Consider the following 14479-nt stretch of genomic DNA (forward strand, 5'->3'; position numbering starts at 1 on the left):
TGGCTGCCCGGGCCATGCGTCACCTGCGGGCCAGCCTGTGGCTGGCAGCCCTGCTGGCCGTCACCGGCTGCGCCAGCACGCCGCCCGCTGCCCAGGCGCAAGGCACCAGCGGCACCATCGAGGCGGTCAACCACACCCACTGGGCCATCAACTGGTTCAGCGTCGATGGCCGCAACGCCGTGGACATCATCGGCCCCTACCAGGGCGGTGGCGGTGCCTGCTGCTTCGCGGTGCCCGCGCAGTGGCGGCCAGGCATGACGGTGCGAGTGGATTGGGAGACGGGGGCAAGCGGTATGAGCAAGCTTGCAGATGAGTTTCCAGGGTTTGCAGATGAGGTTAAGTACGACGCTTGGCTTAAGAAAGTTAATGCTGAGAAGCGCCAACACAGTCAGCTTGTGCCCATCCCGGACTACAGCGGCCAGGAGGCCTGCGGCATCACCGTGCACTTCCTGCCCTGCGACCAACTGAAGGTCACCACCTCCTGCCTGACCTACGACAACCCCAATTACCCGATCAAGGAACCGCTGAAGATGGTGGAGCCGAAAGCCTGCCCGACGTGAGGCCGGCGTGCTTGCCGAGGTGCTTTCCGTGGGATGGGTATCGCTTCGTTGTCAACCCATCCTACGCTGACGTCCTGCCTGCGAATCGGGTGTGGTCACTCCCAATCCAGCCGCGCCAGCTTCCATTCGCCGTCCTCCAGCCACCACTCCAGCTTCAGGTCGTACAGCCGCGCGCTGTCGGGGATCAGCCCCTCGGCGCCGGTCAGGCCGACCTTGGCTTCGGTGTAGCCGCGCCGGGAGACGCTGGGGTCGATCCAGCTGTGCTTCGCCGGGGCGATCACGCCGATCTTCTGGTGACGCAGGAAGAGCATCGCCATGGTGCGCCGGGCCCAGTCGCGGTCGTTGACCTGCTGGGCGCGGAAGTCGTCGGCCAGCTGGTCGAGCACCGCGCCGCTCTTCTTGCCCTCGATGTTGCCCTGCAACTCCTGCACGGCGGCTTCCAGCGCGGCCTGCGGGTCGTTCTTGCCGCAGCCGGCGAGCAGGGCGAGGCCGAACAGCAGGGGCAGAGTGAACAGCGCGCGACGCATGGTGAGCTCCTTTTGCGTAGGAATTCCCGACCCTAGCGCAGCCGAAGGCCCAGCGGCCAGGCGAGTGTGTATCCGCAGATGGCTTCAGGGCGCCTGCAGGTACTGGCCGGGGTCGATGAAGAACATCTTCTTCCAGCCCTGGGTCTCGTCGCTCGCCGCCCAGGGGCGCGGCAGCAGGGACAGCACCGCATAGTGCAGGTGCGGCGGCTTGCCGGCGGCGTTGCCCGAGCTGCCGACGGCGCCGACCACGCTGCCCCGGCCGAGCGGTTGCAGCGGCGCCACGTCCAGCGACTGCAGGTGCGCCAGGTAGTGCAGGCGCCATTTCGGCCCGAGGATCAGCACCACCTTGCCGCCCAGGCCGATCTCGCCCCGGTACAGCACCAGTCCCGGCACCGGTGACAGCGCCGGGGTGCCGGCGTCGGCGAAGATGTCGATACCCTTGTGCACGCCGGAGATGCCCCAGGGCTCGTACCAGAACGAGCGGCGGTTCCAGTCGCGCGGGCTGGCGCCCTGCACCGGTATGCGCGGATGGTCCGGCAGCAGCAGGGGCAACCCCAGCAGCGCCACGAGCAGCAGCGCCAGGTGGCGGCGTTTCACACCTGCAGGCCCAGGTGGCGGATCTGCGGCACCGGCGCGGCCAGCCGCTCCCAGACGTCGTCGAGCAGTTCGGCGGGGTAGAAGGAGGGCAGGGTGGCCAGGTCGGCGCGCGGCACCCAGGCCACTTCGCGGATGTCGAACTCGTCGCCGCCCAGGCCGCGCAGGTTGTCCAGGCTCAACTCGCCACGCCAGGCGTCGACGCGGTAGAACAGCTCCATGTGGAAGCGCCCGGCCAGTGGCTCGGCGAACTCGCGCACGTACACCAGCGGCCCGACCTCCACCTCCAGCCCGGTTTCCTCGCGGCACTCGCGCTTCACGGTGTCGCGCGTCGATCCGTCGCTGGGCGACTCGAAGCCGCCGCCCGGGGGAATCCAGTAGACGTCGCCGGCCACCTCGTGGCGCACCAGCAGGATGTGCTGCTCGCGGACCAGCAGGCCGGCGGCGCGGATGCGGTGTTGCAGGGGGTTCATTGCCAGTCGAGCCTCGCCAGCTTCCAGGTTTCGCCCTGGCGCCACCATTCCAGGCGTACGCTGTAGGGGCGGTTGCGCTTGCGTGCGGGCAGTAGCTCGGCGCCGCCGGTGAGGGCCATTTCCACCCGGGTGCTGCCGATGCCGTCGTACACCCGGTCGACGCGGCTGCTGCGGCCCAGGGTAATGAAGCGCACCCGTGGCTGCTGGGTGAACACCTGGCCCAGGGTGCGCCGGGCCCAGTCGCGGTCGTACTCGCCCTGGGCGCGGAAATCCTCGTGCAACTGTTCCAGGACCGCGCTGGTGGAGCGGGTGTCGAGGTTGCGCTGCAACTGGCGCACGGCGTTGTCCAGTCGATCCTGCGGGGTGTCACTGCCGCAGCCGCCGAGCAGACAAATGACGCACAGCAGGCAAAGATACAACTTCCTCGGCATCCCGAGAGAACTCCTTTATCGGTTTTGCGCGGGCGCAGGTATCATGCCGGACACGCAAGGGATGGTATCCGGTCGAGGGACGGACCGTACGTAAAGATTCAGGAGTGCGCCATGCAGCTTTTGTATCCGGAAATCAAGCCTTACGCCCGGCACCAGCTGGCTGTCGACGAACCGCACGTCCTCTACGTGGATGAAAGCGGGAGTCCGGACGGCCTGCCCGTGCTATTCGTGCACGGCGGCCCGGGTGCCGGTTGCGACGCGCTGTCCAGGCGTTTCTTCGACCCCAACCTGTACCGCATCGTCACCTTCGACCAGCGTGGTTGCGGGCGCTCCACGCCGTTCGCCAGCCTCGAGCGGAACACCACCCAGGACCTGGTGGCGGACATGGAACGCATCCGCCAGCACCTGGGCATCGAGAAGTGGGTGCTGTTCGGCGGCTCCTGGGGCTCGACCCTGTCGCTGGCCTACGCCCAGACCCACCCCGAGCGCGTTCACGCGTTGATCCTGCGCGGCATCTTCCTGTGCCGCCCGCAGGACCTGCGCTGGTTCTACCAGGAAGGCGCCAGCCAGCTGTTCCCCGACTACTGGGAGGACTACCTGGCGCCGATTCCGGCGGACGAGCGCGGCGACCTGATGCAGGCCTTCCGCAAGCGCCTGGTGGGCAGCGACCAGATCGCCCAGATGCATGCCGCGCGCGCCTGGTCCACCTGGGAAGGGCGCACCGCGACCCTGCGGCCCAACCCGGCGGTGGTCGATCGCTTCAGCGACCCGCACCGGGCGCTGTCGATCGCCCGCATCGAGAACCACTACTTCGTCAACGCCGCTTTCCTCGAACCGGACCAGCTGCTCCGCGACATGCACCGCATCGCCCACCTGCCGGGGATCATCGTGCACGGCCGCTACGACGTGGTGTGCCCGCTGGACAACGCCTGGTCGCTGCACAAGGCCTGGCCGAACAGCGAGCTGCAGATCGTCCGCGACGCCGGCCACGCCGCCAGCGAGCCGGGCATCGCCGACGCCCTGGTGCGCGCCACCAACGAGATCGGCCGGCGCCTGCTGAACCTGCCGCCGGAGGTCGAATGAAGGCGCTGATCCAGCGCGTGAGCGCCGCGCGGGTGGAAGTCGACGGGGAAATCGTCGGTTCCATCGACCAGGGCCTGCTGGCGCTGGTCGGCGTGGAGCCCCAGGATGACGAGGCGGGCGCCCAGCGGTTGCTGCACAAGCTGCTTAACTATCGAGTGTTCGCCGATATTGAAGGTAAGATGAACCTTTCTCTGGGCGATGTTGGCGGCGGCCTGCTGCTGGTCTCGCAGTTCACCCTGGCCGCCGACACCCGCAAGGGTCTGCGGCCAAGTTTTTCCAGTGCGGCGCCGCCGGCTCAGGGCGCCGCGTTGTTCGAGCATCTCGTGGATCAGGCACGAGCCCGTCATCCGCTGGTCGCCACCGGCCGTTTCGGCGCCAACATGCAGGTCCACCTGGTCAACGACGGGCCGGTGACCTTTCTTCTGGAGGCTTGAACGCACGGCTGGCTGTAACCTGGCCGTAGGATGATGGTAACTCGCATGCAATCAGAACAAAGGCTCCCCGGGAGCGCCGGCCACGGGCCGGAACCGGATGCCCCGAGAGAAAAGGGGAATCATTCGGGCTCACTGGGGTCGGAATTCAATCGCCGGCACTTTGGCATCGCCAAGGCCGGCTTTGGTTTATTTAAGTTCACGGACGAGGGGGACTCGTGATTTTTCGTTCCGTTCAGCAAACCGCTTCCCGTACTTTCCTGCGCGACCTGATGCTGGTCGGCTCCGCCTTCCTGGCCCTCGGCGCCAGCCAGGCCTGGGCATTCAACCTCGATGACGTCGCCGGCGAGGCGAAGAAGCTCGCCGCCGACAAGTACAGCGCGCCGGCCAGCAACCTGCCGTCGGTATTCAGCGAGATGAAGTTCGCCGACTACCAGCAGATCCGCTTCCGCATGGACAAGGCCTACTGGGCCGACGAGAAGGAGCCGTTCAAACTCAGCTTCTATCACCAGGGCATGCACTTCGACACCCCGGTGAAGATCAACGAGGTGACGGCCACCAGCGTCAAGGAGATCAAGTACGATCCCGCCCGCTTCGACTTCGGTTCGCTGCAGTTCGACGCCAACGCCACCAAGGACCTCGGCTACGCCGGGTTCCGCGTGCTGTACCCGATCAACAAGGCCGACAAGCTCGACGAGATCGCCACCTTCCTCGGCGCCAGCTATTTCCGCGTCGTCGGCAAGGGCCACGTCTACGGCCTCTCGGCCCGTGGCCTGGCGCTGGACACCGCGCTGCCGTCCGGCGAGGAGTTCCCGCGCTTCCGCGAGTTCTGGATCGAGAAGCCCAAGCCCCAGGACAAGCACCTGGTGATCTACGCCCTGCTCGACTCGCCGCGCGCCACCGGCGCCTACCGCCTGGTCCTGCGTCCGGGCAAGGACACCGTGGTCGACGTCCAGGCCAAGGTGTTCCTGCGCGACAAGGTGACCAAGCTCGGCATGGCGCCGCTGACCAGCATGTTCCTGTTCGGCTCCAACCAGCCGTCGGCGCAGCACAACTACCGTCCGGAGCTGCACGACTCCACCGGCCTGCAGATCCACGCCGGCAACGACGAGTGGATCTGGCGTCCGCTGAACAACCCGAAACACCTGTCGGTGAGCAGCTACGCCGTGGAGAACCCGAAAGGCTTCGGCCTGCTCCAGCGCGGTCGCGAGTTCAGCCGCTACGAAGACCTCGACGACCGCTACGACCTGCGCCCGAGCCTGTGGATCGAGCCGCGCGGCGAATGGGGCAAGGGCAGCGTCGAGCTGGTCGAGATCCCGACCCCGGACGAGACCAACGACAACATCGTCGCCTTCTTCAACCCGGAGAAGCGCCCGGAAGCCGGCCAGCCGCTGGAATACGCCTACCGCATGCACTGGACCCTGGAAGAGGACGCCCTGCACTCGCAGAAAGTCGCCCAGGTGAAGCAGACCCTGCGCTCGGTCGGTGACGTCAAGCAGGCCAACCTGATCCGCCAGCCCGACGGCAGCACCGCCCTGGTGGTGGATTTCGAAGGCGCCAACCTCAAGGCGCTGCCGGCCGACGCGCCGGTCAGCACCCAGGTGAGCACCGACGACAACGCCGAGGTCAAGGAAAACAACCTGCGCTACAACCCGGTGACCCAGGGCTGGCGCCTGACCCTGCGGATCAAGGTGAAGGATTCGAAGAAGCCGACGGAAATGCGCGCCGCTCTGGTCAAAGATGGACAGACCCTGTCCGAAACCTGGAGCTACCAGCTGCCTGCCGATGAATAATCCGACCTCAACCAAGGCCCCGCTGGGCGAGTACCTCGAGCACCTTCCGCTGACCGCGGAAGGGCGCGAGCGCCTGGCGCAGAGCGCCTCCTTCAGTGACCTGCACCAGCGCCTGGCGGCGGAGGCCGGCCAGGCGCCGGTCGCCGCCGAGGACCCGGCGCTGGGCTCGATCGGCCCGCGCCTGCAGCTCGGCTACGGCCAGGAGCTGCAGGACACCGGCATGCTCGCTCTGGACGACAACGGCCGCGCCTACCTCAAGGCGGCCCCGCCGATCCAGCGCACCAAGGTGCTGCCCGAACCCTGGCGCACCAACGTGGTGATGCGCGGCTGGCGCCGCCTGACCGGGCGCAGCAACCCGTCCAAGCCGGCCCGCGACCTGCCCAAGGCGCGCTGGCAGCGGGTCGGTTCGCTGCGGCGGATGATCCTGCTGCTGTTGATGCTCGGCCAGACCAGCATCGCCACCTACTACATGAAGGGCATCCTGCCGTACCAGGGCTGGGCGATGATCGACCTCGAGGAGATCAACCGCCAGACCTTCCTGCAGACCGTCGAGCAGGTGATTCCCTACCTGATCCAGTTCGGCGTGCTGCTGCTCTTCGCCATCCTCTTCTGCTGGGTCTCGGCCGGTTTCTGGACCGCGCTGATGGGCTTCTGGGAGCTGCTCAGCGGCCACGACCGCTACCGCATCTCCGGCAGCAGCGCCGGCACCGAGCCGATCGCGCCCGAGGCGCGCACCGCCATCGTCATGCCGATCTGCAACGAGGACGTGCCGCGGGTCTTCGCCGGCCTGCGGGCGACCTTCGAGTCGGTCGCCGCCAGTGGCGAGCTGGAGCACTTCGACTTCTTCGTCCTCAGCGACACCTACCAGGCGGACATCGCCATGGCGGAAGAGCAGGCGTGGATGGAGCTGTGCCAGGAGACCAAGGGCTTCGGCAAGCTGTTCTACCGCCGCCGTCGGCGCCGGGTGAAGCGCAAGAGCGGCAACATCGACGACTTCTGCCGTCGCTGGGGCGCCCAGTACAAGTACATGGTGGTGATGGACGCCGACAGCGTGATGAGCGGCGACTGCCTGGCCAAGCTGGTGCGGCTGATGGAAGCCAACCCGGAAGCCGGGATCATCCAGACCGCGCCCAAGGCATCGGGCATGGATACCCTCTATGCGCGCATGCAGCAGTTCGCCACCCGCGTCTACGGCCCGCTGTTCACCGCCGGCCTGCACTTCTGGCAGCTCGGCGAGTCGCACTACTGGGGCCACAACGCGATCATCCGCATGAAGCCCTTCATCGAGCACTGCGCCCTGGCGCCGTTGCCCGGCAAGGGTTCGTTCTCCGGGGCCATCCTCTCCCACGACTTCGTCGAAGCCGCGCTGATGCGCCGCGCCGGCTGGGGCGTGTGGATCGCCTACGACCTGGAGGGCAGCTACGAGGAATTGCCGCCGAACCTGCTCGACGAGCTCAAGCGCGACCGCCGCTGGTGCCACGGCAACCTGATGAACTTCCGCCTGTTCCTGGTCAAGGGCATGCACCCGGTGCACCGCGCGGTGTTCCTTACCGGGGTGATGTCCTACCTGTCGGCGCCGCTGTGGTTCTTCTTCCTGGTGCTGTCCACCGCGCTGCTGGCGGTGCACCAGTTGATGGAGCCGCAGTACTTCCTGGAGCCGCGCCAGCTGTTCCCGATCTGGCCGCAGTGGCACCCGGAGAAGGCCATCGCGCTGTTCTCCACCACCCTGACCCTGCTGTTCCTGCCCAAGCTGCTCAGCGTCATGCTGATCTGGGCCAAGGGCGCGCGGGCCTTCGGTGGGGTGTTCAAGGTGACCCTGAGCATGCTCCTGGAGATGCTCTTCTCGGTGCTGCTGGCGCCGGTGCGCATGCTCTTCCACACCCGCTTCGTGCTGGCCGCGTTCCTCGGCTGGGAAGCGCAGTGGAAGTCGCCGCAGCGTGACGACGACGCCACGCCGTGGAGCGAGGCGGTGCGCCGCCATGGCATGCAGACCTTGCTGGGCCTGGCCTGGGCGCTGCTGGTGGTGTGGCTGAACCCGCGCTTCCTGTGGTGGCTGTCGCCGATCGTCGGTTCGCTGATGCTGTCCATCCCGGTCTCGGTGATCACCAGCCGGGTCAACCTGGGCCTGCGTTCGCGCGACGAGAAGCTGTTCCTCATCCCCGAGGAATACGACACCCCGCGTGAGCTGCGCGCCACCGACGAGTACACCTACCAGAACCGCTGGCAGGCGCTGAAGGACGGCTTCGTCCGCAGTGTCACCGACCCGCTGCTCAACGCCCTGGCCTGCGCCATGGGCACTGCTCGCCACGCTCACGCCGAGTCCATCGAGGCGGCGCGCGAGCGGCGCGTGCAGCAAGCTCTGGAGGTCGGGCCGCAGAAGGTCGTCGGCGAGGCCCGCCTGGCCCTGCTGAGCGACCCGGTCGCGCTGTCGCGCCTGCACCTGAAGGTCTGGGAAGGTGGTCACGACAACTGGCTGGAGCCGTGGCGCCAGTCGCTGCAGGGCGACGCCCACAGCCCGGCCCTGCCGCTGACGCCGCCGGCCGACGCCGGCGTAGGTCTGCCGGCCGCGCAGTCCTGAGTGCCGGCCGCTCCCCGTCGCCAGGCGGGGAGCGGCATTCCGGCGGTTTTCCCGGCGCGGGACAGCTGATACCCTGCGCCACCGATCCAGAAAGTCTCCCGACGGACGGCGACAGAGGGTAGCATTCGCACCCTTCAGGCGCCCGGCGAGGCTTCGCGTGGCGAAAACTCGCCGCTGGACGCCGCGCCATACGTGCGCACCACTGTATTTTCGACTGCCTGGGAGTGTGGGGAATGAACAAGTATCTGGCATCGCTGCTGCTGGGCGTCTGCGCCCTGGTCGGCGTGAGCGCGGCGCAAGCCGGCGCGATTGACGAAGCGGCCAAGCGCGGCACCCTGCGGGTGGGTATGGACCCGACCTACATGCCGTTCGAGATGACCAACAAGCGCGGCCAGATCGTCGGCTTCGAGGTGGACATCCTCAAGGCCATGGCCAAGTCCATGGGCGTCAAGCTGGAGCTGGTCTCCACCGGCCTGGACGGCATCATCCCGGCACTGCTGACCGACAAGTTCGACCTGATCGGTTCGGGCCTGACCCTGACCCAGGAGCGCAACCTGCGCATCAACTTCACCGAGCCCTTCGCCGTGGTCGGCCAGACCCTGCTGATCCGCAAGGAGCTGGAAGGCACCATCAAGTCCTACAAGGACCTGAACGATCCGAAGTACCGCATCACTTCCAAGGTCGGCACCACCGGCGAGTTCGTCGCCAAGAAGCAGCTGGCCAAGGCCCAGTACCACGGTTTCGACAACGAGCCCGAAGCGGTCATGGACGTGGTCAACGGCAAGGCCGACGCCTTTATCTACGACTCGCCCTACAACGTGGTCGCGGTCGGCAAGTTCGGCGCCGGCAAGCTGGTGTTCCTCGACCAGCCGTTCACCTATGAGCCGCTGGCCTTCGGCCTGAAGAAGGGCGACTACGACTCGATCAACTTCATCAACAACTTCCTCAAGCAGATCCACGAAGACGGCACCTACGATCGTCTGCACGACAAGTGGTTCAAGAGCACCGACTGGCTGAAGGACATGGAATAATCCAGTCCCGCGCCGATCGACCCCGACGCGCAGGCCCCGGCCTGCGCGTTCGCATTTTCACGGTAAAGATTCGTGGCTAGAAACAAACGCTCCACCTTGCCCTGGCACGGGCTGACCGCGCTGATCATCCTGCTGATCGGCGTCGGCCTCTGGTACTCCACCTCGCTGATCTCCTACGAGTGGCGCTGGAACCGCGTCCCGCAGTACTTCGCCTACCAGGCGGAAGAAGCGCAGCGCGCGGACAACCTGTCGCGGGTGGAAAAGGTCGAGACGGCCGGGCGCGACGCGCGCGTCACCCTGGTCGCCGACGATGGCCAGCAGCAGGTGCTGAGCGTGGCCGCCGACAGCCTGCAGTTTTCCGAGAACGACGACGTCAGCGAAGGCGACGTGGTCGGCGTGCAGCGCCACTGGGCTGCCGGGCCGTTGCTCTGGGGCCTGTGGACGACCTTGTGGATTTCCGTGGTGTCCGGCGCGCTGGGCCTGTTCATCGGCCTGGCCACCGGGCTCTGCCGGCTGTCGCGCAACCCGACCCTGCACGACCTCTCGACGCTTTACGTCGAGCTGGTGCGTGGTACGCCGTTGCTGGTGCAGATCTTCATCTTCTACTTCTTCATCGGCACCGTGCTGAACCTGTCCCGCGAGTTCGCCGGGGTGGCGGCGCTGGCGCTGTTCACCGGCGCCTACGTCGCCGAGATCGTCCGCGCCGGCGTGCAGTCCATCGCTCGCGGGCAGAACGAGGCGGCGCGCTCGCTGGGCCTGAACGCCGGCCAGGCGATGCGCTACGTGATCCTGCCGCAGGCCTTCAAGCGCGTGCTGCCGCCGCTGGCCGGGCAGTTCATCAGCCTGGTCAAGGACACTTCGCTGGTCTCGGTGATCGCCATCACCGAGCTGACCAAGAGCGGCCGCGAGGCGATCACCACCTCGTTCTCGACCTTCGAGATCTGGTTCTGCGTGGCCGCCCTCTATCTCGTCATCAACCTGCCGCTGTCGCACCTGGCGAGCCGGCTGGAACGGAGGCTCGGACAAAGTGATTGAAGTCCGCAACCTGACCAAGGTGTTCGACACCCGCGGCCATGTGGTGCGCGCGGTGGACGACGTGTCCACCCGCGTCGACAAGGGCGAGGTGGTGGTGGTGATCGGCCCGTCCGGCTCGGGCAAGTCCACCTTCCTGCGCTGCCTCAACGGCCTGGAGGAGTTCGACGCAGGCTCGGTGAGCATCGACGGCGTCGACCTGGCCAACCCGAAGACCGACATCAACGCCTATCGCCGCGAAGTCGGCATGGTGTTCCAGCACTTCAACCTGTTCCCGCACATGACCGTGCTGGAGAACCTGTGCCTGGCGCAGAAGGTCGTGCGCAAGCGTGGCAAGGCCGAGCGCGAGGCCAAGGCCAGGGCGCTGCTGGAGAAGGTCGGCATCGCCCAGAAGGCCAACGAGTACCCGTCGCGGCTGTCCGGCGGCCAGCAGCAGCGCGTGGCCATCGCCCGCGCGCTGTGCATGGAGCCGAAGGTGATGCTGTTCGACGAGCCGACTTCGGCGCTGGACCCGGAAATGGTCGGCGAAGTGCTGGACGTGATGAAGGCGCTGGCCGTGGAAGGCATGACCATGGTCTGCGTGACCCATGAAATGGGCTTCGCCCGCGAAGTGGCGGACCGCGTGCTGTTCTTCGACCACGGCAAGCTGCTGGAGGACGCGCCGCCGGCACAGTTCTTCGACCAGCCGAGCGACCCACGCGCGCAGAGCTTCCTGCGCCAGGTGCTGTGAGCCGGCGCTGAACGACAAGAGCCGCCCTTCGGGGCGGCTTTTTCATGGCGGACCGTAGGGCGAATAACCGTTCGCGGTTATCCGCCGCTGGCCGGGGCGCGGGGCTCCGATGACACGGCGGATAACGCTGTAGGCGTTATGCGCCCTACGGATTGGTGCCTCGGCGCGGGCAAAAAAAACCGCCCCGAGGGGCGGTTTCTTCAGCGGCTGTGAATCACCGGTTGCGCGTCAGCAGAGCCGGGCGTTCGCCCTTCTCGCGGCGCGGTTCCAGCTCTTCCAGCTGCTCGGCGGTGGGGAAGCGGTCGGTACGCACCAGATCGCGCTTGTTGATCACCACCGGTTGGCGGGTCGGCTTGGACGCGCCATATTCGCTCGGCTCGCGCAGCGGAGCGTCGCTCATCAGCGAGGGTTGGCCCTTGCCGCCGCGCTTGCGCTTGCCCTGGGCGTTGCCGCCCTGGCCGCCTTGACCACCCTGGCCACGGGGCTTGCCACCGCCGCTCTTGCCCTGGGCGTTGCTGCCCCGCTGGCCCTGCTTCTGGCCTTGGCCCTGAGCCTGGCCCTGGCCTTGACCGCGCGGGCGCTGGCCCTGCTGGCCTTGGCCCTGGTTCTGGCCCTGCTGGCCCTGGCCGCCACGGCGGCGGCCGCGCTGGGCGTCCTTGTCCGGGAAGGGGCTGACGTAGTCGGCGCGGTTGCCGAAGTTGTCGAAATCGTCGTCGAGGAATTCCTCGGGATCGCGATTGCCGTCCTGAGGCGCCTTGCTCTGCTTCGGCGGGTTGTTGCTGCGCGGGCGCTGCTGGGGCTGTTGCGCCTGCTGGCCTTGCGGCTGGTCGCCCTGGGCCTGGGCGTCGCCCTTCTTCTTGCCGCGACCGCCACGACGGCGGCGCTTGCTGGCGGGCTTGTCGCCCTGGGCGTCGTCCTCGCCGGCGCCGGCTTCGGCGCTCTGTTGCGGTTGCTGGGCCTGCTGCTCGCGGGGCTTGCGCTCGCGCTTGGCCTTGTCCTTGCGCGGCTGGCGTTGCGGTTGCTCGCGCGCTTCCGGCTGGGCCACTTCCGGCAGCACGCTGTCGGGGTCGAAGCCCTGCATGTCGCCGGCGGGAATCTGTTGCTTGGTCAGGCGCTCGATGGCCTTGAGCAGCTTGTCTTCGTCCGGAGACACCAGCGAGATGGCCTCGCCGCTACGGCCCGCGCGACCGGTACGGCCGATGCGGTGAACGTAGTCTTCCTCGACGTTGGGCAGCTCGTAGTTGACCACGTGGGGCAGCTGGTCGATGTCCAGGCCGCGGGCCGCGATGTCGGTGGCGACCAGGATGCGCACGTCGTTGGCCTTGAAGTCGGCCAGGGCCTTGGTGCGCGCGTTCTGGCTCTTGTTGCCGTGGATCGCGGCGGCCGGCAGGCCGTGCTTGGTCAGGTATTCGGCGAGGCGGTTGGCGCCGTGCTTGGTGCGGGTGAACACCAGCACCTGCTCCCAGGCGCCCATGGTCACCAGGTGCGCCAGCAGGGCGCGCTTCTGCACCGCCGGGATGCGGAACACACGTTGCTCGATGCGCTCGACGGTGGTGTTCGGCGGGGTGACCTCGATGCGCTCCGGGTTGTGCAGGAGCTTGTTGGCGAGGTCGGTGATGTCGCGCGAGAAGGTCGCCGAGAACAGCAGGTTCTGGCGCTTGGGCGGCAGCTTGGCGAGGACTTTCTTCACGTCGTGGATGAAGCCCATGTCGAGCATGCGGTCGGCTTCGTCGAGGACCAGGATCTCCACGCGGGAGAGGTCGACGCTGCCCTGGCCGATCAGGTCGAGCAGGCGGCCGGGGCAGGCGACGAGTACGTCGACGCCCTTGGACATGGCCTGGACCTGGGGATTCATGCCGACGCCGCCGAAGATGCAGGCGCTCTTCAGGGGCAGGTCGCGGGCGTAGACCTTGAAGCTGTCATGCACCTGGGCGGCCAGCTCGCGGGTCGGGGTCAGCACCAGCACGCGCGCCTGGCGCGGGCCGTGGCGGTGTTCGCGGTCGGGGTGGCCTTCGGGGAACAGGCGCTCGAGCACCGGAAGGGCGAAGCCGCCGGTCTTGCCGGTGCCGGTCTGGGCGGCAACCATCAGGTCGCGGCCTTGCAGCACCGCGGGAATGGCCCGGAGCTGAACGGGCGTGGGCTGCGCGTAGCCGGCAGCTTCTACTGCATTGGCCAGGGCCTCGGAGAGACCGAGGGAAGAAAAGGACATGCGGGGTTCCTGTGGACCGGCAACCTGCCGGCATGGGGCGCGTGCTATTTCGCTCGGGGCGAGCGCCGGGCCGGGGGTCGGCCGTCGGCGCTCCGTCCAGGAGTCGCGGGCGCTGCGCTGGCCGGCGATCTGGACGGTAAGCCCGGAGCAGTGGTCCTCAGCGTGGCAGCTTGAGGTTGTTCCAGAGCGCCAGGCTGGGTTCAGCCTGGTTCAGGGTATAGAAATGCAGTCCCGGCGCGCCGCCCGCCAGCAGGCGTTCGCACATCTGCGTGATCACCTGTTCGCCGAAGGCCTGGATGCTGGCGATATCGTCGCCATAGGCTTCCAGCTGCTTGCGAATCCAGCGGGGGATTTCCGCGCCGCAGGCGTCGGAGAAGCGGGCCAGCTTGGAATAGTTGGTGATCGGCATGATGCCTGGCACGACCGGAATGGTCACGCCCAGTTTCTCCGCTCGCTCGACGAAATGGAAGTAGCTGTCGGCGTTGAAGAAGTACTGGGTGATGGCACTGTCGGCGCCGGCCTTGGCCTTGCGCACGAAGTTGGCGAGATCATCCTCGAAATTGCGTGCTTGCGGGTGAACTTCCGGATAAGCGGCAACTTCGATGTGGAAATGGTCACCGGTTTCGGCGCGGATGAATTCCACCAGTTCGTTGGCGAAACGCAGCTCGCCGCTGGCCATGCCCATGCCCGAGGGCAGGTCGCCGCGCAGGGCGACGATGCGGCGGATGCCGGCGTCCTTGTAGTGGGCGAGCAGGGCGCGCAGTTCGGCCTTGGAGTCGCCGACGCAGGACAGGTGCGGGGCGGTGGGAACCTTCACCTCGCCGTCCAGCTGGAGGACGGTGGTCAGCGTGCGGTCGCGGGTGGAGCCGCCGGCGCCGTAGGTGCAGGAGAAGAAGTCCGGCTTGTAGCCGGCCAGCTGGCGCGCGGTGGCCAGCAGCTTTTCATGCCCGGCTTCGGTCTTGGCGGGGAAGAACTCGAAGCTGAAGCGACGTTCTTGAGACATACAC

General features: G+C 67.3%; 14 protein-coding genes. 8 read left to right on the forward strand and 6 right to left on the reverse strand.

Annotation, left to right across the window (positions count from 1 at the left end; translation table 11 throughout):
• Nucleotides 1-14: 14 nt before the first annotated feature.
• Nucleotides 15-560 (forward strand): DUF3304 domain-containing protein, encoded by a 546-nt coding sequence (locus P3W75_RS20965; protein WP_276229230.1) that lies wholly within the window; start codon nt 15-17, stop codon nt 558-560.
• A gap of 95 nt (nt 561-655) precedes the next feature.
• Here the strand turns inward: P3W75_RS20965 and P3W75_RS20970 are convergent, their stop codons facing one another.
• The 4 genes from P3W75_RS20970 to P3W75_RS20985 all read right to left on the reverse strand — a co-directional run bounded on the left by P3W75_RS20970 (nt 656) and on the right by P3W75_RS20985 (nt 2585).
• Nucleotides 656-1087, reverse strand: a complete 432-nt coding sequence (locus P3W75_RS20970; protein ID WP_276229231.1) for a hypothetical protein — start codon at nt 1085-1087, stop codon at nt 656-658.
• Nucleotides 1088-1171: 84 nt separating this feature from the next.
• The gene (locus P3W75_RS20975) at nt 1172-1684 is read right to left on the reverse strand and encodes a M23 family metallopeptidase (RefSeq protein WP_276229232.1); all 513 of its coding nucleotides are present in this window, start codon (nt 1682-1684) and stop codon (nt 1172-1174) included.
• Entirely contained in the window at nt 1681-2154 is a 474-nt protein-coding gene (locus tag P3W75_RS20980) for an NUDIX domain-containing protein (RefSeq protein WP_276229233.1), read from the reverse strand. Before P3W75_RS20980 ends, P3W75_RS20975 begins: the two co-directional genes overlap by 4 nt.
• Nucleotides 2151-2585 (reverse strand): hypothetical protein, encoded by a 435-nt coding sequence (locus tag P3W75_RS20985; protein ID WP_276229234.1) that lies wholly within the window; start codon nt 2583-2585, stop codon nt 2151-2153. The genes P3W75_RS20980 and P3W75_RS20985 overlap by 4 nt, the downstream gene beginning before the upstream one ends.
• 111 nt (nt 2586-2696) lie before the next feature.
• On the opposite strand from P3W75_RS20985, the gene pip reads away from it, so the two are divergent.
• From pip to P3W75_RS21020, 7 genes are all read left to right on the forward strand, one after another.
• Nucleotides 2697-3668: a prolyl aminopeptidase gene (gene pip, locus P3W75_RS20990; RefSeq protein WP_276229235.1), complete on the forward strand. Its 972-nt coding sequence runs from the start codon at nt 2697-2699 to the stop codon at nt 3666-3668.
• Nucleotides 3665-4102, forward strand: a complete 438-nt coding sequence (gene dtd, locus P3W75_RS20995; protein ID WP_276229236.1) for a D-aminoacyl-tRNA deacylase — start codon at nt 3665-3667, stop codon at nt 4100-4102. The genes pip and dtd overlap by 4 nt, the downstream gene beginning before the upstream one ends.
• 215 nt (nt 4103-4317) lie before the next feature.
• Nucleotides 4318-5892 (forward strand): glucan biosynthesis protein G, encoded by a 1575-nt coding sequence (locus tag P3W75_RS21000; protein ID WP_276229237.1) that lies wholly within the window; start codon nt 4318-4320, stop codon nt 5890-5892.
• A complete protein-coding gene (gene mdoH, locus P3W75_RS21005; protein ID WP_276229238.1) occupies nt 5885-8470 on the forward strand; it encodes a glucans biosynthesis glucosyltransferase MdoH in 2586 nt (861 codons plus the stop codon). Before P3W75_RS21000 ends, mdoH begins: the two co-directional genes overlap by 8 nt.
• Nucleotides 8471-8703: 233 nt before the next feature.
• Nucleotides 8704-9501: a transporter substrate-binding domain-containing protein gene (locus P3W75_RS21010; protein ID WP_276229239.1), complete on the forward strand. Its 798-nt coding sequence runs from the start codon at nt 8704-8706 to the stop codon at nt 9499-9501.
• A 72-nt stretch (nt 9502-9573) separates the two neighbouring features.
• On the forward strand, nt 9574-10536 hold the full coding sequence (locus P3W75_RS21015; RefSeq protein ID WP_276229240.1) for an amino acid ABC transporter permease: 963 nt from the start codon (nt 9574-9576) through the stop codon (nt 10534-10536).
• A complete protein-coding gene (locus P3W75_RS21020) occupies nt 10529-11263 on the forward strand; it encodes an amino acid ABC transporter ATP-binding protein (protein ID WP_276229241.1) in 735 nt (244 codons plus the stop codon). The genes P3W75_RS21015 and P3W75_RS21020 overlap by 8 nt, the downstream gene beginning before the upstream one ends.
• Nucleotides 11264-11477: 214 nt before the next feature.
• On the opposite strand, the gene P3W75_RS21025 is transcribed toward P3W75_RS21020, so the two are convergent.
• On the reverse strand, nt 11478-13472 hold the full coding sequence (locus P3W75_RS21025) for a DEAD/DEAH box helicase (RefSeq protein WP_276229242.1): 1995 nt from the start codon (nt 13470-13472) through the stop codon (nt 11478-11480).
• Nucleotides 13473-13629: 157 nt separating this feature from the next.
• Nucleotides 13630-14475: a methylenetetrahydrofolate reductase [NAD(P)H] gene (gene metF / locus P3W75_RS21030; protein WP_276229244.1), complete on the reverse strand. Its 846-nt coding sequence runs from the start codon at nt 14473-14475 to the stop codon at nt 13630-13632.
• Nucleotides 14476-14479: the final 4 nt, after the last annotated feature.

Source organism: Pseudomonas citronellolis (genome assembly GCF_029335315.1).
In the GTDB taxonomy this organism is placed as follows: domain Bacteria; phylum Pseudomonadota; class Gammaproteobacteria; order Pseudomonadales; family Pseudomonadaceae; genus Pseudomonas; species Pseudomonas citronellolis_A.